This window comes from Leptospira adleri (assembly GCF_002811985.1).
In the GTDB taxonomy this organism is placed as follows: Bacteria; Spirochaetota; Leptospiria; order Leptospirales; family Leptospiraceae; genus Leptospira; species Leptospira adleri.
Map to the genome: position 1 here is coordinate 23,113 of NZ_NPDU01000033.1, position 24,763 is coordinate 47,875.

General features: G+C 41.7%; 22 protein-coding genes. 13 read left to right on the top strand and 9 right to left on the bottom strand.

Annotated features, from left to right (window positions below):
• Nucleotides 1-8 precede the first annotated feature (8 nt).
• Nucleotides 9-1,124, bottom strand: coding sequence for a glycine cleavage system aminomethyltransferase GcvT (gcvT, locus tag CH376_RS13460; protein ID WP_100785283.1), 1,116 nt, complete (start codon nt 1,122-1,124; stop codon nt 9-11).
• 532 nt (nt 1,125-1,656) lie between these two features.
• Here gcvT and CH376_RS13465 point away from each other — a divergent pair.
• A complete protein-coding gene (locus tag CH376_RS13465; RefSeq protein WP_100785284.1) occupies nt 1,657-1,956 on the top strand; it encodes an LA_0364 family Cys-rich lipoprotein in 300 nt (99 codons plus the stop codon).
• A gap of 96 nt (nt 1,957-2,052) precedes the next feature.
• Here CH376_RS13465 and CH376_RS13470 read toward each other — a convergent pair whose 3' ends face one another.
• Nucleotides 2,053-4,230 carry a hybrid sensor histidine kinase/response regulator gene (locus CH376_RS13470; protein ID WP_243394710.1) on the bottom strand — a complete coding sequence of 726 codons (2,178 nt, stop codon included), beginning with the start codon at nt 4,228-4,230 and terminating at the stop codon, nt 2,053-2,055.
• A gap of 666 nt (nt 4,231-4,896) precedes the next feature.
• Entirely contained in the window at nt 4,897-5,718 is an 822-nt protein-coding gene (locus CH376_RS13485) for an AraC family transcriptional regulator (protein ID WP_100785287.1), read from the bottom strand.
• 258 nt (nt 5,719-5,976) lie between these two features.
• On the opposite strand from CH376_RS13485, the gene CH376_RS13490 reads away from it, so the two are divergent.
• Nucleotides 5,977-6,384 (top strand): GFA family protein, encoded by a 408-nt coding sequence (locus CH376_RS13490; RefSeq protein ID WP_100785451.1) that lies wholly within the window; start codon nt 5,977-5,979, stop codon nt 6,382-6,384.
• Between the two features lie 143 nt (nt 6,385-6,527).
• Here the strand turns inward: CH376_RS13490 and CH376_RS13495 are convergent, their stop codons facing one another.
• Nucleotides 6,528-6,962 carry a GlcG/HbpS family heme-binding protein gene (locus CH376_RS13495; RefSeq protein ID WP_100785452.1) on the bottom strand — a complete coding sequence of 145 codons (435 nt, stop codon included), beginning with the start codon at nt 6,960-6,962 and terminating at the stop codon, nt 6,528-6,530.
• A 399-nt stretch (nt 6,963-7,361) separates the two neighbouring features.
• On the opposite strand from CH376_RS13495, the gene CH376_RS13500 reads away from it, so the two are divergent.
• The 3 genes from CH376_RS13500 (at nt 7,362) to CH376_RS13510 (ending at nt 9,607) form a co-directional block, all read left to right on the top strand.
• Nucleotides 7,362-7,910 carry a DinB family protein gene (locus CH376_RS13500; protein WP_243394711.1) on the top strand — a complete coding sequence of 183 codons (549 nt, stop codon included), beginning with the start codon at nt 7,362-7,364 and terminating at the stop codon, nt 7,908-7,910.
• Between the two features lie 89 nt (nt 7,911-7,999).
• Entirely contained in the window at nt 8,000-8,980 is a 981-nt protein-coding gene (locus CH376_RS13505; RefSeq protein ID WP_100785288.1) for a glycerophosphodiester phosphodiesterase, read from the top strand.
• Between the two features lie 147 nt (nt 8,981-9,127).
• On the top strand, nt 9,128-9,607 hold the full coding sequence (locus CH376_RS13510; RefSeq protein WP_125231926.1) for an LA_3696 family protein: 480 nt from the start codon (nt 9,128-9,130) through the stop codon (nt 9,605-9,607).
• A 95-nt stretch (nt 9,608-9,702) separates the two neighbouring features.
• On the opposite strand, the gene CH376_RS13515 is transcribed toward CH376_RS13510, so the two are convergent.
• On the bottom strand, nt 9,703-10,992 hold the full coding sequence (locus CH376_RS13515; protein WP_100785290.1) for an NADH:flavin oxidoreductase/NADH oxidase family protein: 1,290 nt from the start codon (nt 10,990-10,992) through the stop codon (nt 9,703-9,705).
• A 163-nt stretch (nt 10,993-11,155) separates the two neighbouring features.
• Here CH376_RS13515 and CH376_RS13520 point away from each other — a divergent pair, with 163 nt between their 5' ends.
• On the top strand, nt 11,156-11,797 hold the full coding sequence (locus tag CH376_RS13520; protein WP_100785291.1) for a TetR/AcrR family transcriptional regulator: 642 nt from the start codon (nt 11,156-11,158) through the stop codon (nt 11,795-11,797).
• On the opposite strand, the gene CH376_RS13525 is transcribed toward CH376_RS13520, so the two are convergent.
• The gene (locus CH376_RS13525; RefSeq protein ID WP_100785292.1) at nt 11,794-12,957 is read right to left on the bottom strand and encodes a DUF819 family protein; all 1,164 of its coding nucleotides are present in this window, start codon (nt 12,955-12,957) and stop codon (nt 11,794-11,796) included. The genes CH376_RS13520 and CH376_RS13525 overlap by 4 nt on opposite strands.
• Nucleotides 12,958-13,362: 405 nt before the next feature.
• Between CH376_RS13525 and CH376_RS13535 the strand changes: the two genes are divergently transcribed.
• Entirely contained in the window at nt 13,363-14,109 is a 747-nt protein-coding gene (locus tag CH376_RS13535) for a DUF4846 domain-containing protein (protein WP_243394713.1), read from the top strand.
• Nucleotides 14,110-14,121: 12 nt separating this feature from the next.
• On the opposite strand, the gene CH376_RS13540 is transcribed toward CH376_RS13535, so the two are convergent.
• Nucleotides 14,122-14,790: a class I SAM-dependent methyltransferase gene (locus CH376_RS13540; RefSeq protein ID WP_100785294.1), complete on the bottom strand. Its 669-nt coding sequence runs from the start codon at nt 14,788-14,790 to the stop codon at nt 14,122-14,124.
• 637 nt (nt 14,791-15,427) lie between these two features.
• Between CH376_RS13540 and CH376_RS24045 the strand changes: the two genes are divergently transcribed.
• Together CH376_RS24045 and CH376_RS13550 are read left to right on the top strand one after the other, a co-directional pair.
• Nucleotides 15,428-15,820 carry a hypothetical protein gene (locus CH376_RS24045; RefSeq protein ID WP_125231927.1) on the top strand — a complete coding sequence of 131 codons (393 nt, stop codon included), beginning with the start codon at nt 15,428-15,430 and terminating at the stop codon, nt 15,818-15,820.
• 368 nt (nt 15,821-16,188) lie between these two features.
• Nucleotides 16,189-17,286 carry an alkene reductase gene (locus CH376_RS13550; RefSeq protein WP_100785296.1) on the top strand — a complete coding sequence of 366 codons (1,098 nt, stop codon included), beginning with the start codon at nt 16,189-16,191 and terminating at the stop codon, nt 17,284-17,286.
• 78 nt (nt 17,287-17,364) lie between these two features.
• On the opposite strand, the gene CH376_RS13555 is transcribed toward CH376_RS13550, so the two are convergent.
• Nucleotides 17,365-17,871 carry a MarR family winged helix-turn-helix transcriptional regulator gene (locus CH376_RS13555; RefSeq protein ID WP_100785455.1) on the bottom strand — a complete coding sequence of 169 codons (507 nt, stop codon included), beginning with the start codon at nt 17,869-17,871 and terminating at the stop codon, nt 17,365-17,367.
• Nucleotides 17,872-17,971: 100 nt separating this feature from the next.
• Between CH376_RS13555 and CH376_RS13560 the strand changes: the two genes are divergently transcribed.
• Complete coding sequence (locus CH376_RS13560) at nt 17,972-19,135, top strand: hypothetical protein (RefSeq protein ID WP_100785297.1); 1,164 nt, start codon at nt 17,972-17,974, stop codon at nt 19,133-19,135.
• A gap of 311 nt (nt 19,136-19,446) precedes the next feature.
• Here CH376_RS13560 and CH376_RS13565 read toward each other — a convergent pair whose 3' ends face one another.
• Complete coding sequence (locus tag CH376_RS13565) at nt 19,447-19,911, bottom strand: DUF4442 domain-containing protein (RefSeq protein WP_100785298.1); 465 nt, start codon at nt 19,909-19,911, stop codon at nt 19,447-19,449.
• 176 nt (nt 19,912-20,087) lie between these two features.
• Here CH376_RS13565 and CH376_RS13570 point away from each other — a divergent pair, with 176 nt between their 5' ends.
• The 3 genes from CH376_RS13570 (at nt 20,088) to CH376_RS13585 (ending at nt 24,736) form a co-directional block, all read left to right on the top strand.
• Nucleotides 20,088-22,127, top strand: a complete 2,040-nt coding sequence (locus CH376_RS13570; RefSeq protein WP_100785299.1) for a neutral/alkaline non-lysosomal ceramidase N-terminal domain-containing protein — start codon at nt 20,088-20,090, stop codon at nt 22,125-22,127.
• A gap of 520 nt (nt 22,128-22,647) precedes the next feature.
• A complete protein-coding gene (locus CH376_RS13580; RefSeq protein WP_100785301.1) occupies nt 22,648-23,670 on the top strand; it encodes a synaptic vesicle VAT-1 family membrane protein in 1,023 nt (340 codons plus the stop codon).
• 124 nt (nt 23,671-23,794) lie between these two features.
• On the top strand, nt 23,795-24,736 hold the full coding sequence (locus tag CH376_RS13585; protein WP_100785302.1) for a polyprenyl synthetase family protein: 942 nt from the start codon (nt 23,795-23,797) through the stop codon (nt 24,734-24,736).
• The last annotated feature ends 27 nt before the right edge of the window (nt 24,737-24,763 follow it).

The following is a 24,763-nucleotide window of genomic DNA, read 5'->3' on the forward strand; positions in this document are numbered from 1 at the left end:
TTTCCTAATTAATTTTTTCTGATACTGCCTGGAATAAAAGGCTTTGTGGTAATGATAGCTTGTTTCGGTTGTTCCCTGATTTCAATCTGAATCGGTTCCCCGTCCTTGATTTTTTCCGCCGAGATCAAAGCGAGGCCGATCCCCTTTTTCAGAGAAGGGGAGAATGTTCCGGAAGTTGTCTTTCCGATTTCATTTCCCTGAGAATCGAGAACGCGAAAGTTTTCGCGGGGAACTCCTGCCTCCGTAAGAGAAAAGGCGACGATCTTCGAAGGAACTCCATTCTTTTTTTGAGAAAGAATTTTTTCGGAGGAGAAGAACGGGATTTCTTTTTCTTTAACGATCCACCCGATTCCCGATTCGATCGGAGTCCAGGAATCGTTGAGTTCGTGACCGTAAAGAGGATATTTGGCTTCGATGCGAAGAGTATCTCTAGCTCCGAGTCCGCAGGGAACAAGACCGAAGGACTTTCCGAATTCTAAAATTTCTTTCCAGAGCTTGAGACCGAGCGGGATGGAAGAATAGATTTCGAAACCGTCTTCTCCCGTGTAGCCGGTTCTAGAAACGATGATCTCTTCTCCTTCTAAGGGAAGAATTGCAAAATGATAATACTTGATCGAGTCCAATTCTTTTCCTAAGAATTTGGAAAAGATTTCATTCGCTTTAGGACCTTGGAGGGCGATCTGATGCCAGCGAAGACTTTGGTCTTCGACTTGAACGCCTTGAGAAGGAAGATACTTGAGTAAGTGTGCGGTGACCGCTTCGTAGTTCGAAGCGTTGGAGCAGATCATATACTTTTCGGGAGAGAATTTATAGATCGTAACGTCGTCGACAAGGCCGCCCTTTTCGTTGAGGACCGCGTTGTACTGAACTTGAAATTCGGAAAGAGAAGCCACCGAGTTGCAGGTGAGCGATTCTAAAAAATCGAGAACCGCTTTGGGTTGGCCGGTAACAAAGATTTCACCCATGTGAGAAACGTCGAAGAGTCCTGCGGCTTCTCTCGTCGCGTTGTGTTCCGCGATGATTCCTGAATATTGAACTGGCATGTCCCAGCCGCCGAATGGAATCATTTTTGCACCGAGCGCGCGATGGGATTCATAAAGAGGGGTTTTTTTATCTTGGGACATAAGGTTTCCGGGTACCAGTTTTTACCGGTTCCGTACTAGGACAAATGGATTTTCGGGAAAATAAGTTCAAATCTCTAAGAAATTAACCCCGGATTCGAATTTAGAATACTTCCAGTTTGGGAATTCCGAATTTAAAGAATCGCGTTCTATTTTTCGAGAATAAGATCATCGTTTTAGAATCGGAGCGTTTCCGTTTCTTTTTAAGAATCCGGAACAAAAATCGTTCCGTATCCGCCACAAAGAAAAGGATTTCGATAAATCGGGAAAGATCTGTTTGAAAAGTACGCAGGTGGAAGTCGCGTTACGAATGTTAGGACATTTGAATATACGGAACGTGCGGGTCCGCATTTTTGATCGGGAAGAATCTTATCCTCAATCGACCTTGGAACGGACAGGAAAATAAAAAAAATCAAAAATTAAGAACAAAAAAGTTCTCTTATCTTTGATCTAAATTTATAAAATTCTAATGTTCTTTTTATCGGAAAAAAATAATTTATTGCAACGAGATCGCGTTTTGTTTCAACATGAGCGTATGAAAAAATACGTATCAATGGCGTTGGCCATTTCGTTCGTTGCAATCTCGTTTCAGTGTTCGGAAATTTCACCTCGTCAAAAGTGTTATGAGGACAATTACTGTAAAACCGCCGAATCGGATTGTATTGCAGGTTCTTTGTTGATAACCAGTCTTTTGCAGAGCAGCAGTTCTTCTTCCTCTTCGAGCACTACCTCGAGTTCGTCCAGTTCCTTTTTGAGCGCGCTTTTTAGTCCGCTCACTTGTATCGGTGCGAAGGCTTCCTGCGAAGCGGATTGCGACAAAAAACATCCATTCTAAAAATTGAATATTCTGTTTTTCCGTTATGGATTTTGAAATTCAGGCGGGAAAACGGAATAGGTCGTATCGGAAAAATAGTAGAGAAGGAGCGGTCGATTATTTCCTTTTCAGGATTTTTCGAATCACGGACTGAACTTCTTCGATTTTGTAAGGTTTGTCTAAAATGGCGCGTACGCCTTCTTGAAGAAGTTTTTCTTTTTTATCCCTTTCGATATGTCCCGAAGTAACGATCACCTTAACTTCGGGATTGATTTTTTTCAATTTTTGAAAGAGGATGTCGCCGCTCATTTCGGGCATTCCTAAATCGGTGATTATCAGATCGATTTGAAGGTCCGGGTTCTGAAAAACTTCAAGCGCGTGTTTTCCCGAATTCGCGGTAAAAACCTTACATCCGGATAATTCGAGAATATCTTTTAATACTTCCAAAACCATAATCTCGTCGTCGACGATAAGAACGTTTGCCTGAAGTTTCGTAAATTGTCTTGCGTCTTCCGTGTTTGTGGAATCGGAAGCGCTCACTGCGGGAAAATAAAGTTTAAAAGTGGTTCCCTGATTTGCGATCGATTCTACGTCGATGAAGCCGAAATGATTTTTTGTGATCGTGTCCACGATCGAAAGACCTAAGCCCGTTCCTTTTCCCCTTTCCTTCGTTGTAAAAAAGGGTTCGAAAATTCTTCGTTTCGTTTCCGGACTCATTCCTTTTCCGGTGTCACTTACACCGATACAAACGTATTCGGTCGCGTTGCCCGCTAAAAATTTCCTGCGAACCTCTTCCCCTTTTACGGTCGTTTCCTGGATCGTGATCTTTCCACCGTCCGGCATTGCGTCCCTCGCGTTCAAGGCCAAGTTTAGAATCACTTGGTGAAGGTGGCCGCTATCTCCCCGGATGATTCCGTTTGTCAGGTCGATTTTCGTTTCTATGGAAATGTTTTTCGGAAGTGAAAAGGAAAGTATGTCTGTGACTTCGCGGATGATATGCGAAATCGAAATCGGCTTGAGTTCGGAAGAACCCGGTCTTGAAAAAAGGAGAAGCTGTTTTGTGATCGATCCACCTCTTTTGGCTGCCTCGATAATTCTATGAACGTGCTTGTTGAGATCGGGATTACCCTCTATCCGTAACTTCATAACTTCCGCGCTTCCCATGATCATCGTAAGAAGATTGTTAAAATCGTGGGCGACGCCTCCTGCGAGCAATCCTATACTTTCCATTTTCTGGGCTTGGCGGACGATTTCTTCCGAGGTTTTTCTTTCCGAAATATTTCGGACGATTCCTTGTAAAAAACCGTTCTTCAAAATTTTTGCATTGATTTCGACGGGAACGACACTTCCGTCTTTGCGGACTAATTTTCTCTCGCTCAAAACCGGCTTACTGGTGCGAAGTTCCTTCATACGAAGAGGATTTTTTTTAAGGTCTTCCGGTTCGATGACGTCCCAAATCGTAAGGTTTGAAAATTCTTCCTTGGTATAACCTAACAATGAACAGCCGCTCGGGTTGATCTCGACGTATTTACCGTCCTGGTCCGTAAGGAAGATCGTGTCCGAAGCCTGTTCGACCAAGGAACGATAACGCGCTTCACTTTCCGATTTGAGATCTTCGATTCTTTTTCTTTCGATTGCGATTCCTGCGATATGCGCGAGAGAATGAATCAATCTCAAATCCAGCTCGGAAGGTTTTTTGGGCTCGTTGTAATAAAGGGCGAAAGTTCCCAAGACCTGATTGGAAGTAGAAAGAATCGGATGCGACCAGCAGGATCTCAAATGAAATCTTTCCGCTAAATCCCGATAATCCTCCCAGAGAGGGTCCGTCTGTATATTTTGAACGACGACTAATTTTTTTGTATAAGCCGCGGTTCCGCAAGAGCCTACCTTGGGACCGATTTTGACTCCGTCGATGCTTTCGTTGTATTCTTTCGGCAAACTCGGAGCCGCGCCGTGTCTTAGAGTGATTCCGTCCTTATCCAAAAGAAGAATACTCGCGTGAATATCGGAACGATATTCTTCGATCGCCGAAGTCAGAGTGAGAAGAATCTCTTTAAGAGATTGTCCCGAGGAAAGTTCTTCAAAAACCTGGAAGAGATGATTTAGAAGTAGTTCGATTTTTCTTTGCTCTTCCGCGTCTGAAAGAGCGAGCCAACCCTTTGCACGGGATTCATTTCCGAATAATGATTTGATTAAACCGACTGGAAAGAGTAAAAGTCTATAAAACGATTCTAAAATTGAAGTGGTAGTTCCTTTTTTAGAGAGCATCGAAGTATTTATAGAATGTTGAAGCATAAGCTATCGATCGTGGACGAAAAATTTGGGATCTTTCTTTAAGAGACGAGTTAAACTTATAAATTCGCGGATCCCGTCGAAACAAAATGAATTCATAAGAAATTTCCTCTTTTTATTTTCGCGTTCAATTTTAATCCCGCAACTTGATTCGCAAACTCATCTAAGAATCGGATTCAAAAAAACGATCGGCGCGGCAACGGAAGAAGAAAACGATAACACAAATCCAAAAAAAAACATCCGAAAGAAAATTTTGATTCTGTTTTGTGCCTAATTGTTATATTAGGAAACGACCTGATTCTTTCGAATTCTCGTTAAAAATAAAGGAATTGGATGAAATTAAAGATCCGATTTTTTTCTACCTCGACGTTGCAGTCTTGATAAAATCTTCGCTTTTACTTACAGCGCGTCCCAAAACCTTATTTTATTTTGTCGGAAAGATCAAGCCGCAAGGTTCTTTCCCAGTTTTGGGAGAGGTTCTTATTCTAAAAATCCGGTTTGAGAAAGTTAAAACCCGCAGTTTGATTGGAACAAAAAGAAGAATCGGATATTTTCTGTGGAAGCCGATTTTGTTTTGAAGAGCCGTGATATTTTCGGTAAAAAACGAATCGTTGTAAAACTCGAATTCAAAGTGAAAGGTTAACATTTATTTCTAAACGTTCGAACGACTCAATCCGGTTCGTTTCTAAGTTTTAGTAATTTGTAATATTGCTCCGGCGACTTTCCCACGATCGTTTTGAAATCTTTGATAAAATGCGACTGATCGAAATAACCTAAATCCAGAGCGAGCCGGATTACGTCGACATCCCGGCCGTTCTCCAATCTTTCCGCGGCCTCATGCAATCTGTATCTTTGAATCACCCATTTCGGAGTAACTCCTACGTATCGGTTGAATTGACGCTGAAGCGTTCTTTTGTGGATGCGAAGTCGGTTCGCCAAATCATCGACTTTATGAACGTCAGGATTTTGGAAAATAGAATCGATCGTTTCTTGAATCCAAAGTACGTTTTCATCCGGCTCCGGTAGATTCTGCAAAAGAATCCGCTCCATGATTTCCAATCTATCTTGATCGTTCCGAGCGGAAAGAATCGAGTTTTCCAACCGGATCGTATCCACCGGAAAGACGGAATCAATCGGAATGGAACGATTCCGAATCGAACGGACCGGCTTTTGAAAGAACGGATAAAATGCTCCGGGTTTGAATTTTACTCCCCAGACCTTTCCAGAATCTTTTAAGAGATAGGAAAATTTTCCTTCGATGATTCCTTGAATTCTCGAATTCTCTTTTTCGATCACAAGATGGACGCTCGGATGCGGAAGCGTTTCAGCGAGTTGCGGTTCTTTGTTTCTGAGATCCCATTCTACGGTCCAATGATGTTCTATGTAAAATTCCAATTTTGAAGAACCGGGTAAATAACGTGCATGGATCAGATTGCTCGTGTCTTTATCCGATTTTAGAACGCCCCTAGGTTTGTCTTCTTTCGATCTCATCTACGGATCTATAAAATCAAAGACGAAACGAAGATACAACGAGTTTTTCTAATACGATAAAAACACGACTCGTCGCGATCAAAGGACAAAAAACTTTCTCGGAAAGAATGGAAACATATATGACAGTATTTGGCAACATTCGAAAACGTATGTGCAATCGATTTAAAAAATTCTTAACTTTAAAAACTTTAAAAGTTGAATCTCGGAAAGGATAAAATTCATACTTTGAAAGAGAAAAATAACGGAAGGGAATCAGGTATGAGTTTAAAAAAATACAGCGGTAGCTGTCACTGTGGAAAGGTAAAATACGAAGTCGATCTGGATCTTTCTTTAGGAACTTCGAAGTGCAATTGTTCCTTCTGCGGTAAGGTAAGGAATTGGAGCGCGATGATAAAACCTTCAGCGTTTCGTCTTCTTTCCGGCAAAGAAGAATTGGGAGATTATCAATTTGGAACGATGAGCGCAAGACATAAATTTTGTAGGAATTGCGGAGTTAGAACCTTTACCGAAGGTTATATCGAAGAAATCGGAGGCGATTTTGTCAGCGTTAGTTTGTCAACCTTGGACGATCTTGAACCCGGCGAACTCGTCGAAGCTCCGCTCTGGTACGCGGACGGTCTTCATAATAACTGGAGATCGCAGCCCGCGGAAATTCGTCATCTTTGAAGTAGGATAGAAAGGATTCGAATTTTTTTCTCGCGAGAATATTTCAAACCGAGCAAAACATTTCTTTAACGATTTGCTCGGATGAATTTCCGCTTTCACCAAATCCGATTCTCATAAAACGCGTGTTTGGTGAAAGCGGGAGATTATTCTTTGACGGCTTCTAAACCCGCTCTCGCGACTTGACCGTCCTGCGAGGAGGTTCCGCCGGAAACTCCGATGGCGCCGATGATTTTTCCGTCTTGAAGGATCAACTCTCCACCCTCCAGAGGATAAACTCCGGGAATTCCGATCAGACGAAGACCCATTCCGCCGGCTACAACCGAATCTTCCATCGCTTTCGTAGGCCTTCTGAAATTGACCGCGCACTTTGCCTTTCCCTGCGAGATATCGATGGAACCGAATTGAGTTCCGTCGATTCTCTCCAGATAAACCAGGTTTCCACCGGAATCCACGATCGAGATAACCATCTTCCAGCCGTTTTTTTTGGCTTCCGCCTCCGCTTTCAAAACGATCTTTTTCGCTACTTCGAGTCGGATCGGATTTCCGTAGTCGGGAAATCCAGGTTGATTTTGGCTCATGACGTTTTGTGAACTTGCGATGAGAATACAAGCCGCGGCGAACGTGAAAATTTTTGGGTACATAAAGTTCCCTCCGTTGTATTAAAATGGGATTTTGTTAACCGAAGAGTCGTCTTACATCGAAATAAATCGAGGAAATGGAATTTTCGGGTTTTAGTTTAACCTTTTGGGATTTGAAACTGAGGTCGATCGACGACGAAAGATTCGCCAGGATCGAGGCGGGTTTTTCTAAGAGCGGAGAAAAAATTCTAAATTTAGAATCTAATCAAAGTAAAATATCTTAACTTCGCGATGTCAAGTTCTTTAAGAAATTGTATTTGAGAATTTAAGGAAACCGTATTTCTTTTCTATTGTAGAATCGGATTACAATTGATTTTTATTTTTTTAAAGGAGAATAACGTGCTGCATCGTAATTTTCAAAACTTGGCCGGTTACAATTTATGGATGAACGATCGCATCTATTCCGCGGCGGAAAGATTGCCCGCGTCGATTCGAACTCAGGATCAAAAGGCGTTTTTCGGATCCATACATGCGACTTTGAATCATATTCTTTGGGGGGATAAGATTTGGTTGGGTCGATTTTTCAAGGGAGGATATTCTTTTGATATTCTTACCGAGGAGACGATCGCCGGCGTGGAAGGACAGAATTCTAACCACCGTCACGAAATCGAAGAGAACTTTGATCGGCTCAAAGAGGAAAGAATGAAAGTCGACCGCGATTTGGTTCGCTGGATCGGCGAAGGATTTACGGAATCTGATTTTATTAAGGATCTGGAATATCACAATACGAAAGGGACGGCGCAGTCGAGTCCGATATTTTCCGTTTTGACGCATCTTTTCAATCACCAAACGCATCATAGGGGACAGGTCACGACGTTGTTGTTTCAAAATGGAATCGATCCCGGACCGACGGATTTGATCTATTATCTTCGATCGAATTCGAATTGAAATTTAAAATTCAATTCTTCTTTTTAAGAATTTAGAATCCGCCAAAAAAAGGCTTTCCTCCGCCGATAGAGGAGATCAGGATTCTCCCCATGTTCTTAGGATTCAAAACAAAAGTTCGATTTTTTTCGCTTTCTATCTTTTCGGCGTTGATCTTTTTATTTTTCATCGGCGCTTGTTCGAGCGCGCCTATCGTCAACAAACCTCTCGAAGGAAATTTGGATTTGCAGGGTCACCGAGGCGCTCGCGGGCTAAAACCGGAAAATACCTGGCCTGCTTTCGAAGAAGCGATTCGACAAGGGATGACGACGTTGGAGCTGGATACGGTTCTTACGAAAGATAAAAAAATCATTATCCATCACGATTCGGAAACCAATCCGGTAATCTGTCAAAAGAAGGATGGAACCGAAATTCTTTCCCGGTCTTTATATGAACTCAATTTAGCGGAGTTAAAACAGCTCGACTGCGGAGCCAAAAAAAATCCAAAGTATCCCGAGCAAATTCCCGTTCCCGGTACTGAGTTGATCACGATCGAAGAATTTTTTGTTCTCGTCGCAAAAACCGAAAAACAATTTCCTGAAAAGCCCAAGCTCAAATTTAATATCGAAACAAAATTCCCAAACGATGATAAGGCGCAGTTGCCGATCGAAATCGTGAAAGAACACGTGAGTCTTTTGGTTCAAAGTGTGGAGAAAGCGAAGGCGACGGATCGAACAACGATTCAATCGTTTTATCTAAAGGCGCTTCCGATCGTAAAAGAGAAAAATCCGAAAATCAAAACGAGCGCCCTTTTTTCGCCGACTTATTTTCAAGGTGCGATGATGACTTTCGGTTTGGGAAATTCTACGAGAAAGAATGTGTTGGAAAAAACCCTTGAAGTCAAAGCGGATATCATATCGCCCTATTTTCTCTACGTGACGAAAGAATTTGTGCGAGAGGCGCATTCCCATAAAATTTCGGTGATCCCATGGACCGTCAACGAACGATCCGAAATGCAACGATTGATAAAAGCCGGTGTGGATGGGATTATTACGGATTACCCGGATCGATTAAAACAAATATCTAAACAATAAGAATATAATAAAAATTTAAAGTTTCTTGTTCCTCCAAATTAAAAAAGGTAAGAATTCAGCCTCTTTTCTTCTCCGTGCGGAACTGTTTTCAGTAGGCGGGCGCGAATGGCGCTTGCAATTTTAAGATCGGAGAATACAAATATGGTTATGGATTTCATTCAAAAACTTCCCAGAAAATTGGAAGAAGTTCTCGGAACGGAAGGGGTTGATCAATTCGTCGATTTTCTAAACTCGGCATTGATTGCTTCTCGGGCGCAAATTTTGGAAACTTCTTCCGATCGTTTCGAACTTCGAGTGTCGACGGACATTTCTAAATTAAAGGTCGAGCTGATCGCGTTTAAGACGGACATGAAAAATGAATTTTTGGAATTTAAGATTCAAATTCAATCCGAGCACGCAAGATTTCGATCTGAAATTCGAATGGACGTAGCTGCTTTTACAGCGGAAATTCGAAAAGAATTTAAGGAGCTTCGAGAAGAAACGACTCAATCTCGATTAGAAATCTTTAAATCCATGGGAGAGATTCATAAATCCATCGCAATGCAAACTCGCTGGATGTTCGGCGCTCTTCTTGGATCGGTCGGTTTAGTATTCGCGATTGAAAAACTTCTACATTCACTTCCGTAAACTGCGGAAAATTTACAATCTTCAAAATGCGACCTTCCGAGCGGAAGGCGCTTCGATGGAACTATAAAATCATTCTTTCCGGGTCTGAATTCTTATCAGTCCTTTGTGTCCGCAGGTTTTTTGAATGCGTTTTGAAATTCTAAAATCTTAAGAAACTTCTTATATCTTTTTGCGTTTCTTCTGGAACGAATTTGGTCCAAAATTAAATTTCCTATCAAAGACTTTGGAAGTTTCGGTTCTTGACCTTGACCGATTCTACGGAGTTGGAGTCGAATTGCGGACATTTTAGAAAGGGAATTAAAAGCCGGGTTGGAAAGATTCGGAATTTTTACATCGACGGAATTTGTTTTACCGGAAAGTAATTGGAACGCAGAATCGGGTTCAAAAGCGAAGGGGGCTGCGATTCCGATGACGTCTAACGCGCCTCCCGCAACGGCGTCTTCCATCACGTTTTTGGAACGAAATCCTCCCGTGGACATCAGAGGCATTTTGGCTGTGGATCTTGCCTTTTTTGCAAATTCCAAAAAGTAGGCCTCCCTTTTTCTCGTGCCGTTGGATTCCCCGCCTTGCATTGCGGGAGATTCGTAGTTACCTCCTGAGATTTCCAAAAGATCTATATTCGTTTTGTTTAACATTTGAACGACTTGGATCGCGTCTTCTTCTCGAAAACCGCCGCCTTGAAAGTCCGCCGAATTCAGTTTGACTCCGACTGAAAATTCTTTCTTGGTTCGAGCTTGAATACCGTTTACGATTTCAATAAGAATTCTAGCGCGATTTTCCAAAGAGCCTCCCCACTGATCCTCTCTGAGATTGGTCAACGGTGAAAGAAATTGGTTGAGAAGATAACCGTGAGCGGCGTGAACTTCCACTCCGTCAAAACCCGCCTTTTCAGCGATGAGCGCCGCTTGGATAAAACGTTCTATGATTTTTCGAATTTCGTCTTCGGAAAGAGCGCGAGGAGTTCCGAAGACCTTCGCAAACATTCTTCCGGGAATATGGACTTTTACGGCGGAGGGAGCGACTGGAGTTTCCGAAATATAACTGAAGACCTGTCTTCCCGGATGATTGATCTGCATCCAAAATTTGGAGCCGCCCGATTTGCCAGCCTCCGCCCATCGTTTGAATCGATCCAAACTTCCGTTGTCCCGGACGATCACGTTCCCCGGTCCGGTCAGAGCGTAAGGATCCACCATCGCGTTTCCGGTTAAAAGAAGGCCCGCTCCTCCTTGTCCCCAACGCTTGTAGAGCCGGATCATCTTTTCTCCAGGTAAAAAATCATCGTCCGCTAAACTTTCCTCCATTGACGCCTTTGCGATTCGATTGGGTAGAATTTGCCCGTTTGGCAAACGAAGAGGTTGTGAAAGAGGGGAGGCCGTGGTTGACATGGAAAATCTCCGATTTAAGAATTCATTCCTACCCATCGGTATTTATTTTTTGAAAGTCGTCAACTTTAAATTCCTACCAGTTGGTATTTATTTTTAAATTTGAAACTGAATTCGTTTGACCAGGCGAGTGATTTTGGGAGAATGAAAAGTGAATTCGGATTTTATGTCAAAAACTCTTGGATGGAAAAAACTGCCGGAAGATGTCCGAAGGGAATCGATTCTCACGGCGGCGATGCGTTGTTTTTTTTCCAAGGGCTTTGAAAAGACTTCGGTCCAAGATATCGCCGATACAGCGGGTCTTACAAAGGGCGGGATCTACTTTCATTTTGAAAGCAAGGAAGAAATCCGCGATACTTTGATTCGCGATTTTTTGAATTTGGATCGTTTGGGTTTCACCGATCCGGAAGTTTTGGCTCTTCCCCCTCATTTGCGTTTGAAAGAATTTTTAGAAAGATTAGCCAATCGACTTACTATCGAGGGAAATTGTTCTCCTCGTTTGTTTGCGGAAGCCACTTCGAACGGCGGAATGATGGAAAAGGAAATCGTTTCTTTTTACGATTCTTTGGAATCCATTTTTGCGGAAACGATTCGTGAAGGACAAGAAGTCGGAAGTCTTGTGAACTCGATGTCGCCTGAACTCCTTGCCAGAACGGTTCTTGCCGTCTTTGACGGTTTACAAATTCAAGCCGATATATCTCCGACGAAAATGGATTTGCAAGTTCGCGGAAGGGAAACTCTCAATTCTTTTTTTAAGAATCTGGTTTTGACCTTTGACCCGACTTGCGAAAGAAAAAATCCATCTTAACTTTGTATCGAGGCAAGGATCGAATAGATTCCGATTCCTAAATAATTGCCGATCGCATAACCGATCAATCCGGTTAGAATTCCGACCACTAAAACTCCTTTGTTTCGAATCGCCTGTGTAATCGGCGGGACAAAAGCAGGACCGTAGATGCTGGCGACGGAAGTAATCATCCAAGTATCGACCGGAATTCGAAAAAGGATTCCTAGTAACAAATGAAGAAGAATTGCGCCGAATAGAATGGTCGTCAAAATTAAGAATACGGGCCCAAAGTCGCGTTTCAATTCTTCCAGATTTGCAAGAAAACCGATTGCGACCGAAAAGACGAGAATCAGATAACTTCCGAATTCGTATGTTTTGAGTTGTCTTACTTTCGAATGAAAGGAGGTACCGATTCCCCAAGTCGTAATTCCCAAAAGAATCGAAGGCGCATATAAAGAGGAGAAAATCAAAAACGTAAACGCGATCGAAACTCCAAAGCCGAGCGCCGCGAGAAGAAGTCCGATTCCGTTTGAAAAAACCAGATTCTTCCAATGAATCGACGAATGGTTTTGTTCCGCTGATTCGGCTTTTTCAAAGGAAGGCTCGATTTCATTCTCCTTTCTTAAAAAAAGGGAAAAGAATTTTTTTCCAATCGTAAGCAGGAAAAGAAGATATATTCCTCCTAAGACGACGTCGATCGTGTTGACCAACGCTATCGTTTCTTTCGACGTTCCGATCGCAAGTCCGACTGCGTTTAAATTGGGAGTTCCTCCCGTGTACAATCCTGCAAGCATTCCCGCGATTTTTGAAGATTCGGGATGTAAAAAAGAAAAATAGAATCCTGCAATCCCCGACGCGGTCGCTACCGAAACTGCGGATAAGAAGAATGAAAAGAGCGCTAATTTCGATTCTCCAAATCCTTTTCTGAAATCGGTAGAACTCAATAGAAGGGGAATCGCAAGAGGAATCGCAATTTCCGCGAAAGTTTGCGGGACGGATTTGGAAAACCATTCGGACGGAATCGTGTTTCCTAAAAAAATCCCGGCGATATAACAAAGGGAAACGGGCCCCAAAATACCGAGGAATTTTACCCTTTTCGCGATTTTGAGGGCGAACCACGGAAAGAAAAGAATAAATAAGACAAGTGCGACCGAGCTTGACGTGAAAAGAATTGAGTTCATAATAATTTCCGAATATTCTGAAAATTTAATTTATCCGAGATCTGATTTTTGCAAATCGCCGTATCGACGGGTAAAACGATTCCCTCTAAAAATTCGGCTCCTGAATTTTGGAATCCAAAAAATGAAACTAACTCTTTTAACTCTTCTTTTTTGAAAAGTATGATGACTTGAATCCGAAAATTCAAGCAGAAAAGAGAAAGAATCCGGATTCAATAGTTTTCTTTTTTTACTCTTCTCTAAAATCTTAACTAAAAGGGCAGTCCGTTGGTCATCGATTTTTTAATACGAAGTGGAATCCGTTTCGTTTTGCGGGCGGGTCTTAAAAAAATAAATCCGAACTTTTTTGGAATCGGATTCAAATTGGGAAAAACTATGAAATTCTTCTCTATTCTTTTGCATTTTGGAATGATCGTCGTCGGCCCTTGGATCGTAATCGGAGGATTATTTTTTCTATCGAGTTGTTTGGAGGCGGATTCCAAATGGGAAAAGATCGGCGAGATTCAAACTCCGGAAGGGAGTTCTCGCATATCCTATCCGAAGGATTCGTTTTCGAGTTTTGTAAGAAGTCTCCCATTAAAATCGGAATCCACACTTTTGACTTTTCAAAAACAGAATATCATCCGTCGTTATGATTCACTCGCCGTTCTGAAGCTGCCGCTTTTGTTTCAAGAAGATCTGGAGCAATGCGCCGACTTTACGATGCGGATTTGGGCGGAATATCATAAGCAAAAAAACTTGTTGAATCGATTTTATCTTTTTGATTACAACGGAAGGAAAAAACAGTTTCGGGAAAGCGGGATGAGTTACGTTTCCTTTTTGAGAAAATCGTTTATTTCTTCGAATTCCTACTCTCTCAAAAAAGGAGGAATGAATATCGAAGAAACGGATTTAAGACCGGGAGATCTTTTTGTTCAAAATGAAACCGGCGGGATCGGACACGTTTCGATGGTTTTGGATGCGGCTGAAAATCCGAACGGAGAAAAATTTTTTCTCATCGGTTTTAGTTTTATGCCTGCGCAAGAAATGCATATCGAAAAGGCTCCGAAAAAATTCGGCTCCCAGGGCTGGTTTACTTACAAAGGTTTTCTAAAACACTTGGAAGAATTTTATCCCTACGGAAACCCTGTTCTCCGAAGATTTCCAGAAACATAAGAATATTATAATTTATCGAAATGCCACCCAGCCGCCGACGTAATGAGCCTGAAAGATTTGTTTCGATTTTTGAAAACCGGCTTCTTGGAAAAGAGTCTCGTATCTCCTTCCGGGAATTTTATGAAGAGTTTTGACTCGATTCAAATAGGTTTCGAGTGCGCCGTTTTCCCAACCTTGAAAGGTTCTTAAATATCCCGCTACATCCTCGAATACGGAATCCATGTCCTCGTTGGAATCGTATATATCAAAAAGGATAAATTTTCCATTCTTTTCCAAACGAGAAGATATGTCTTTTAAGAGGGAAAGTTTAGCTCCGTCGTCTGGAAGAAAGTGAAGAACGAACAAAAGGGTCGCACCGTCGAAACGTAAATTCTTATCCAACGCCGAAACGGTAGAACAGAGCAAATCAGCATTCGGAAATTTCTTTTTTGCCTGTTCGATCATTTCCGGAGAAGGGTCGACCCCCGTGATTTGAAAACGATTCGGAGCCACCTTTAAAAGAGCGCCGAAATCCGCTCCTGTTCCACAACCGGCCGCGAGAATTTTTTTTCCCTGCGGAATAGAATCAATCAAAGAACTCGCTACCAATTCGGCAACTCCGGAGTAAAACGGAATCATCTTTCCGATTCTATTTTCATAGTGTTCCGCTCTTTCGCCTTCAAAGGTTTCTATAAAATCCATTCCTCTACCTTCCGTTCGAATTTTCGTTTATAAAATTGAAAAAGAATCCTATTCATTCGTTTTCGTCAAAATTCTTGCGTACTTCTATTCTTTCCAATCAATTGCGATTACAAGGATAAGATCCGCAAAGTCTTTAGGAATGAACTGCAGAAAATCGAGAATATCCCCCGAAATTCCAAAATTGTTCTGATATAAGAATTTTGTTTAAGTTTGATATGCAACTAATTGAAAGAATTCGGTTATCTTCCTAGAAGGGATTATGATTTTTTTATTCTTTAGCATTCTCGTAGTTGCAACGTATAAGTTTTATCAATTGGGTAATTTATATGAAAGGGCACAAAGTCAAGCTGCCTTATGGGGGACGGTTATCTTTTCTTCAATTGCAATAATGCTCAGTTCTGGATATGCGGTTTCAGAAATTTTCAAACTTAGAAACGCGGATCCATTTTGGAAGTCCTCATCGTTTAGAAATTTGATTCTGCCATTTTATGTGCTATTTTTTCTGCTTACTATAACGTTTCGTTTTTTCGATTGGAACTGGTATTATCAATGTAGGGCCGGCCAGGGTTATCCTCCTTATAGCCATGAGAATTTCGAACATCAATCCTGTATGCAATACGTAAATCCGGAAAGTTGTATGAAAGCATTTGAAGATTGGTGTAGCCCCTATTCGAATTTTTACGATTGCAGGAAATATTTTAGAAATTGTCACACGGAAATCGGTAGCGCGACCCCTTGGTTCTTAGGCGCCTATGAAAAGGAAAGCAGAGTATATGTTGCATTGAAGATCTTCGAACCTTTGATAAAGATTTTTTGTATTCTAACGATGATGTTGACTCTTCCGGCGGCTATGTTCCTTTCTAAAAGCGGGAACGGTAAAAAAGTTATTTCTTTGTTGATGATTGGCTTTACCTTTTTTCTAATTTTTCTCGTTCATCCTTTTTTACCAAACCCGATTCATGGATATAAATCAGACTTATGGGATTATTGGTTTGAGAATTACAAATCTATATATAATTTATTTCCGTAGGAATTTCAAGACATTAGAATTTTGTTTAAACCTGAAGAAATGGGGCGAAACGAAAATCCTAAGATATATTATGAATTTCTAAATAACTATAAAAACAAGCGTACCTTCTTTTTAATGGATATTTTGATTCGAGAGAAAATAGAGACTGATTTGATTCTTTTCGAATATCCGTTGATCCACTGAAAATTCTACCTTCGATTTGCATTTAAGTTTCCCCTTCGCTTTATCCTCTTTCCTGAAAATTCTGCCAAATCTTCAGGTTGGCGGATTATAAAAAAGTTCTCAAAAAAATAAAAGGTGTAATTATTTTTGTTACAGGAGGTCTAAAGGAAAATGGAAACCTTAAACTTTCGGAGTAGAAAATAAAAATGAGCGTAGAATCGAAACAAGCCGTGGATCTTTTCGGATCCGCAAAACTCGGAAACCTAACCCTCCAAAATCGAATCGTAATGGCGCCTATGACTCGATCCAGAGCAATCAACAATATTCCAAATTCGACAATGGCGGATTATTATTCGCAAAGAGGAAGTGCGGGATTGATCGTTACGGAAGGGACTTCGCCTTCGGCCAATGGATTGGGTTATAGCAGGATTCCCGGAATCTTTTCCAAAGAACAAACGGAGGGGTGGAAGCTGATTACAAAAGCGGTTCACGATAAAGGCGCGAAGATCTTTGTCCAACTGATGCATACGGGACGGGTCGGAACTCCGGTCAATCTTCCGGAAGGAGCCGAAGTGGTGGGTCCGTCCGCGATTCAATTGAAGGGCGAGACTTGGACAGATACGAAAGGACAACAACCTTATGCGCTTCCCCGGGAAATGAATTCGAACGATATCAAACGTGCGATCGAAGAATACGTTCAATCTTCGAAGAATGCAGTGGAAGCCGGGTTCGACGGTGTTGAACTTCACGCTGCAAACGGATATCTTCTGGAACAATTTTTAAACGCAAACTCGAATCATAGAACCGATTCTTACGGTGGTTCCAACGAAAATCGAAATCGTTTTGTAATCGAGGTGGCTCGCGCGGTCGTAGACGCGATCGGAAAGGATAAGGTCGGAATTCGATTATCTCCTTACGGAGTTTTTAATGAAACCGGAGCGTTCGAAGGACTTGAAGAACAATACGAAATTCTTTCCGAAGAATTGAATTCTATCGGACTTGTTTACGTTCACATCGTAAATCACAGTTCTATGGGCGCTCCCGACGTTCCCGAAAGTGTGGTTCAAAAAATACGAAAACAATTTAAGAATACTCTAATCCTCAGCGGAGGATACGATAAGTCGAGAGCACAGACCGATTTGGAAGACGGAAAATGCGAACTCGTCGCCTTCGGGAGACCGTTTATAGCGAATCCGGATTTTGTCTTCCGATTGAAAGAGGATAAAACTTTCGCTGAAGCTGATCAAAGCACGTTTTATACTCCGGGCGTAAAAGGTTATTCCGATTATCCGAGTTTAAACTAAACCGATTGAGTTTCAAAATCCAAGAGGCCTTGTAGTTCTTACTTCAAGAGCCTTTTCGATTTTGAATTCGTCCTTTCTTCATTCTTCCAAATTCAGAAGCAATTTTCTTAAAAGTTTTGAAAGCTCGAGGTGTTCTTTTTCTGAAAGAGCGCTCATCAATTCGTGAGTACTTTTTACGTGGTCTAAAAGAGTTTTTGTAATCACAAGTTTTCCTTCGGATGTTAGGCAAATAAGAATTCCGCGTCGATCTTTCGGATCGGCTTCTCTCTGAACCCAGCCAAGAGATTCCAATCGATCGATTCGATTTGTCATCGTTCCAGAAGTGATCATTAATGTTGCGAGAAGATCTCCGGGCGCTTTTTTATAAGGTTTGCCGCTGCGCAAAAGAGCAGCCATCACGTCGAAATCCTGAGTCGCAAGTCCGTGACTTTCAAAAACTTCCTTGTGGACGTTATAAAAGAAAATGGAAGACAAGCGATGGATCCTTCCGATCGTCCCCATCGCCGTCATATCCAAATCGGGCCTTTCCAGGGCCCATTGCTTTAAGATAAAATCTACGTGGTCTTCCGATTTTTTGGGCTTCATATTTCTCATCTTAAAGAAATTATCTTGACGTCAAGATAAAGGCTAAATTAGTTTGGCTTAAAGTATCTTGATATCAAGATAAATGTCATCTGGAGGAACCATGAACTTTACGGCCCTTTTTTCTCTGTGCATCGTTATTCTTACTTTATTCTTAACTTTGATCCAATCCTACGTTTGGAACGGAGATTCGTTCCCTTCGTATCTTTTAGGAACGAGGGAACTGATTTCGGTTTTTTTAAGAATAAAATCCGGGATTTCTCCCGAAACCACTGACTATTATTTTTTCGGAAGAATGACGATCTTCGTTCATATCGGAATTTTACTCGGCTTGAAAGAATTGTATAAGAGGGATTTTTTTCCGATTGCGGTTTCGAAAATTTTCAAGGCGGCAATCGTTATTCTTTTCATTGCGGCCTTTGGAGACCTCGTGGCCTATTGGGGAGGAAGTTTTTTCGGAGAATTTTTTCGGAATGTGGGGTTTCGTTGGATCGAAGCGCCTTCGATTCTTCTTCTTTGGTTCACAATCGGATATTTGGGTTTTAAGATGAGAGTCGATAAAAAATGGGAAGGAAACGTTTTCCTTTTGCTTCCGGTTTTGATGATGGGATCTACTTTATTCTTTCGTTATATTCCGCACGGACCTTTGTTTCCTATTTTGTTGATCGTAACGGGCTTTGTATTGAGTTCTTCATCAGCTCCTTTTTTGCAAAAATTAAGTCGATCGTTTGAAAAAGTTTCCTCGGTTAAGAGCGTCTTAATCTTTTTCACCTTAGCTATGTTATGCGCCGAAACGATGCAAATATTAGAAAAATGGATTCCGATTTCAGAATCGGGGGTTCTTCCCAAAAAGATGGACTTCCGACCTTTTTCTTCCTCGAAGGATATCATCGAAGTTTTCGGGATCTACGGAGAACCAGGGAGAAATCTTTATTTCTGGATCGATGTCGTCGATATGATCTTTCCGATTCCGCTCTTTTTGTCCTTCGCGGGAATTTACACAAGAGCTGCGTTAAAAACGGGTTTACCGATCTCTTTTAATCTTTTGTCGTTGGGATTTTTAATCTTCGATATTCTTGAAAATTCTCTGATGTTCTATTTTTTAGCTTCTTGGCCGAACGTTTCGGAACCGTTGGCGACTTTCACGGGCGCGATCACCGCTATTAAGTTATTTTTTCTTTTTGTCGGCTTTGTTATGTTTTTCGTTTCCCTTTTGATTCTAATTTATATTTGGGCTTCGGAGAAACGGACAAAAATTCCCGTGTGATAAAATGAATTTTTCGGGCAAAAAAAATGCCCGAAAGTTTTTCCATTTTCTTCACAAGTTATTTTTATCGCTTTTTCATTTGTTCCGACAAACGAATCCGTTGAATTCTTCTTGATTCGGGCTTAAAGTCCGCTCTGAGCTAAAATTTTCGAAAATTCATCTCTTGTAGTCGAAAACGGCTATTGTTTACGAACGAAATTCTAATCCCACCTTAAGAAGCGAAAAAGAAAAAATATCGTTCAAAAGAATATTTTCGCCTAACAGTGAATTAACGTACAATTAAATCTTCTAAAACAGAATTACGAAAAAGATTACTTTTTAATTCTTTCTTTTCTCCGTACGTAAACGACCTTGTCCAGCTCGGCAATCACCTTTCCCGTTTTTTCATCGAAAATTTTTGTTTGGAAAAAAGCGTCTAACTTTCTTTTTTCATCCGCTTCTTTTCGGATTCTTTCTATCTCTTCGCGAGGGATATGAAATTCTGCGTAAACCTTTCCTAAACCCGGACTGATAAAGCGGATCGTCGCCGCCTTATCCCAGACAATGTAATCTTCTCCCAAATTCTCCATCAAAATCAACATGTAGAACGGGTCACACATCGAATAGAGAGAGCCTCCAAAATGAGTTCCAACTAGATTTCGATTCCACCAATGAAGTTTCATGCTGAGACGAAAATGGGTCAGATCCTTTCCGATTCTTTTGTATCGAATCCCCGCGGCAAAGTAGGGGGGATAAAAGTTAAAAAAATAAAACCGAAGACGTTTCCAAAAATTCATATAGTTTGATACCAAACCTTGTGATTATTTTCCTTTTGTCGAAGATCCTCCTAATTTTAAAATCAGAAAATAAGTCATTTGTAATGAAAAGCGCGTAAAATGTTTCGTCTTGATCGAAAGCATCTTGCTTTTTCAAAACATCGAATGTAAAACGACTTCCCCGGAGGAGACCAAATTTGAATCTTCTTAAATTTCGAGAAACCCTATGGATTCTCTTTTCCTTTTTATTGTTTTTTGTCTTCGTAAGCTGTAGCGATTCTACAACTTACGTGATTAAGAATAAAAAACCTCTTTTGGCTTCGAATACAAAAGGTCTTTTTGCCGGCGTATCGAAGGTCGATATTACTCCGCCGCCCGGTCTTCCTCTTGCCGGTTACTCGATGCTCGCAAATACGGAAAAAGGATTTAGAACTAAAATATATGCGAGAGTGATCTACATTCGAAAAGATCAACACGCACCTTTGGTTCTGATTCAGACGGATCTCCTTTCCGGTTCGTTATTGTTGCATCATCGATTGGCGGAAAAACTTTCCGAAAAGACGGATATCAGTTTGGGAGGAATCGTTATCTCCGGAACTCACACACATTCCGCGCCGGGAAATTTTTATGAGAATAATTTTTACAATGAGTTTGCAGGTAACAAACCCGGTTTTGAAAAAGATTGGTACGAATTTTTAGAAGATAGAATTTACGCAGCAGTCTTGGAAGCATATCAATCCGCGAAGCCCGCGAAAATTGCGACCGGTAAATCCAATATCTGGGGACTTACAAGAAACCGCTCCATCGAGGCTTACGCCGCAAATCGGAATTCCGGAATTATGGAAATCAAAACCGAACAAATCTACGGCGCGGTAAACCCTGAAATGACGATGATTCGAGTGGACGCAAAAGACAAAGACGGATCTTTCAAACCTCTCGCGGTTTATTCCACGTATTCGATCCACGGTACTACGGTTCCTTCCTGGAACAAGGTGGTTAACGCCGATGTTTTCGCTTATCCGGAAAGAGAATTGGAATCCAAAATCAAAGAGGAATTTAAGACCGAATGGGAACCATTGCACGCGGTGTCTAACGCGACTCACGGCGACAATTCTCCGGATTATAGGGAGGAGATGCAGGGATTTATCGAATCCAAAAGAATCGGTCTTGAAATATCAAGAAAATCTTATGAACTCTTTCAGACTCTGGGAAAAAAATTAAATTCCGACGTAACTTATTCTTATAACTCCAAAGAAGTCGACGTTTACGAAAATCCAAAGATGGGTGAAGCCGAACTATGTAGTAGACCGGTAGCCGGAACCGCTCTGACCGGAGGAGCCGAAGACGGAATGACTCCCGTATTATTCTGGCTTCCCTTTTGGGGAGAAGGTTGGCCGCGTTATATTTTTACCGGCGGTTGTCAGGGGCATAAAAGAACCGCAGGTTCTTTCTTTCAATATCTCGTTTTGGCTAAGAAGAATTTTCCTCATAGGATGATTCTTCAATCCGCAAGAATCGGAGACACCGCGTTACTCGCCGTTCCTTTCGAAGTGACGAACGAATCCGGAAGAAGATTTTCAGATGCCGCTCTCGACGCCGAAAAACAAAGAGCATCTAAGAGTAAGGAGAATATTGTTCAGACTTCTGTCCTGTCTTGTGCGAACGGTTATTTCGGTTATGCGACCACTCCGGAAGAATATTCCAAACAACATTATGAAGGCGGACATACGATCTATGGACCGGGAACTCAACCTTTTCTCCAAGCGCATCTTGCCGATCTTGTAAAACAAATGCCCTCGGAAGGAGGTAAGGAAAGTTTTCCCGAGTCATGGGAATTTCAACTCGATACGAAACATTATATGCCTGAGAAAAAAGAAGCGCGGGGGAACCGCGATTTGAAAGAGGCTCCTCGTTTGGTTCTCGCCGAAGAAAATTTAGAGAAACACTGGATCTTCCGTTATAAGGACGTGAACCCTTCTTTGATTCAATTTCATCAACCTTTGATTTCGATTCAATATCGGGAAGAAAAAGGAGAATGGAAGAATTTGATGCAAGACGGAAAATTGATAAACGACTTCGGAACCGAGCTGGACGTTCGTCTACAAGCGGAATCTTCGGAGGGAATGGCGATCTACGAAGTTCGCTGGTTCAATCCTGAATTTCATTCCAAAAGAAAGTATCGTTTTACGATTGCACCGAGAGGAAAAGAGAAGGAATTTTATTCTCCCGAGTTTTGAAATCGATCGCGGGAGATTTTGATCTCCCGCTCTTTTTTTTTAGAGAATCCATTTCATCGGAGAGAAAGAAGGTTCTGAAACAAAGTTTTCAGATTTCAAAGCGGAACGGGCCGGCTTGGCGCTCATTCATTCATTCATTTCCTAAAGAATCGAGGTCGTTTAAAATTTTAATTTGGCGCGAGCGTTCGTCCGTGAAATTTTTTCCGATCTCCTAACAAGTCGGAATTGTCCGAAATCTTATCTCAAACGGACTTGAAGTCCGGATTCAATCCTTTTTTAGGAAAGATTTTGTTCCGATAAACGGATTCATTTTTCCGAATGTGTTCCCCGGATTTTAAAGAATTCGGCTTTTCGAAAATAGTTTAGTTATTTATTCATTCGAACAATATTCTGACGTGTGGTATAAAAAATCCGGAATCAAGAATGGATTGACTTTGCGGCTCGTATCTTGACGCCGTTCTTTCCGTTGGGGAAGAAAAATTTCTTGCTCGAAAAATCGAAATTCTTATAACTTCGTTTCATGCAAAGAACGATAGCTCTGGTTCGTAAAAAGGGATCTCTGGAAAACGTTGAATTGATAAGCGAAGTTCTTCCGGAACCTTCCGAAAACGAAGTTCAGGTCGAGATTCATTCGATCGGTTTGAATTTTGCGGATCTTTTCGCGATTCAAGGGCTTTACAGCGCCACGCCGGAAGGCGCCTTTATTCCAGGTCTTGAATATTCCGGAATCGTTATCGCGGTCGGTAAGAAGGTTAAAAACGTAAAGAAAAAAGATAAAGTTATGGGAGTGACTCGTTTCGGAGGTTACGCTTCCCATTTGAATATCGATTCTCGATACGTTTTTAAACTTCCGTCGAAATGGAATTTCGACGAGGGCGCCGGATTTTTGGTCCAAGGGTTAACCGCCTATTACGCATTAGTCGCTCTGGGAGATCTTCAAAAAGGACAGAACGTTTTAATTCACAGCGCGGCGGGCGGAGTTGGAATTCTTGCAAATCGTATCGCAAAAAAAATGGGAGCTTTTACGATCGGAACGATTGGAACTCCTTCCAAAATCGAACTCCTAAAAAAAGAAGGTTATGATCGGCAGATCGTACGTTCAAACCGATTCGCAAAAGATCTGAAAGCCGCACTTTCCGATAGAGAATTGGATTTGGTTTTAGAATGTATCGGAGGAAAGATCTTTCAGGAAAGTTACGATATTATGGCTCCTATGGGAAGGATGATCGTTTACGGCGCCGCAGACATGATGGGCGGAGGAAGTTCCGTGAATTGGCCTAGACTAGCTTACAAATATTTTTCGCGTCCGAAGTTGGATCCGATGAAAATGGTCTCAGACAATAAAGCGGTGATGGGTTTCAATCTTATCTGGCTTTATGATCGAGTTGAGAAACTTACGAAAAATCTCAACGGGTTGGTGAAACTCAATCTTGCTCCACCTTTGGTCGGAAAAACGTTCCCCTTTGAAAAGATCGACGAGGCGCTCAAATTTTTTCAATCGGGAACTTCGGTGGGAAAGGTTGTTTTAAAAGTGAAGAATTGAGTTCCATATCGATCTTTTTTTAAGACTTCGATTCTTACGGATTTGAATTCGTCGAAGAACGGAGCAAATCCGTTCCACAGACTTTGCTTTACAATTAAGGGAATTCTTTCATTCTGGAGGCAGAGTGAGCCAATCTGCGTTTTCCGAAATATTCCATTCTTACCGCGCCGCATTTGAGAATTTTTTAGATTCCCAAACACTCTCCGCATTATCGCAACATTCCGCGCCGGAACTTTTTGAAGCGATGAAGTACAGTCTTGTAGCCGGCGGAAAACGTTTGCGGCCCGTTCTGGCTCTTGCAGCTTCCGGCGGATTTCAAGTCGATTCGAAAAACGCCCTTTTTTTAGGATCTTCTTTGGAATGTATTCACACTTATTCTTTGATTCACGACGATCTTCCGAGTATGGATAACGATGATTTCAGAAGAGGAATCCCGACTCTTCATAAGAAATTTTCGGAAGCGACCGCAATTCTCGCGGGCGACGCACTTAACTCCTTCGCTTTTTATCTTCTTTCTTTTGTTCAAGCGAAGAATGAGGACGTTTCCCTTTATCGGGATCTATTAGAAATTTTGCATACTGGATCCGGCGCTCCGGGAATGGTTTCGGGGCAGATCTACGATCTTCAAATGGAAAGAGAGAATTCGGTTCAATCGAAAAACGGAAACTCCGAAGATCGAGTCGCTCTAGTTCGTTTGACTCATCGTTTAAAAACTGGAGCTCTGATCAAAGCCTCTCTTCTGATCGGAAATCGTCTACGCGAGGATTGGAAGGAAAGGGAGAATTCACTTTCCAAATACGGAGAAGACCTCGGTTTAATTTTTCAAATTACCGACGACATCCTGGATGTGGAGGGAACGCAGGAATCGCTCGGAAAAACTCCCGGAAAAGACGTGAAATCCGGAAAGACCACCTATCCCGCGTTATTCGGAATGGATCGTTGTAAGGAAATGGTTCTGGAACTTCAGAATAACCTAATATCCCTTTCTTCCGATTTTGTTTCAACCTCCGAAGAAAAAATTTTTTTCCGGGAACTTCCGATTTACATTGGCCAGAGAAAAAATTAGACTCGATTCGCTTCTTTTAAAAAGAGG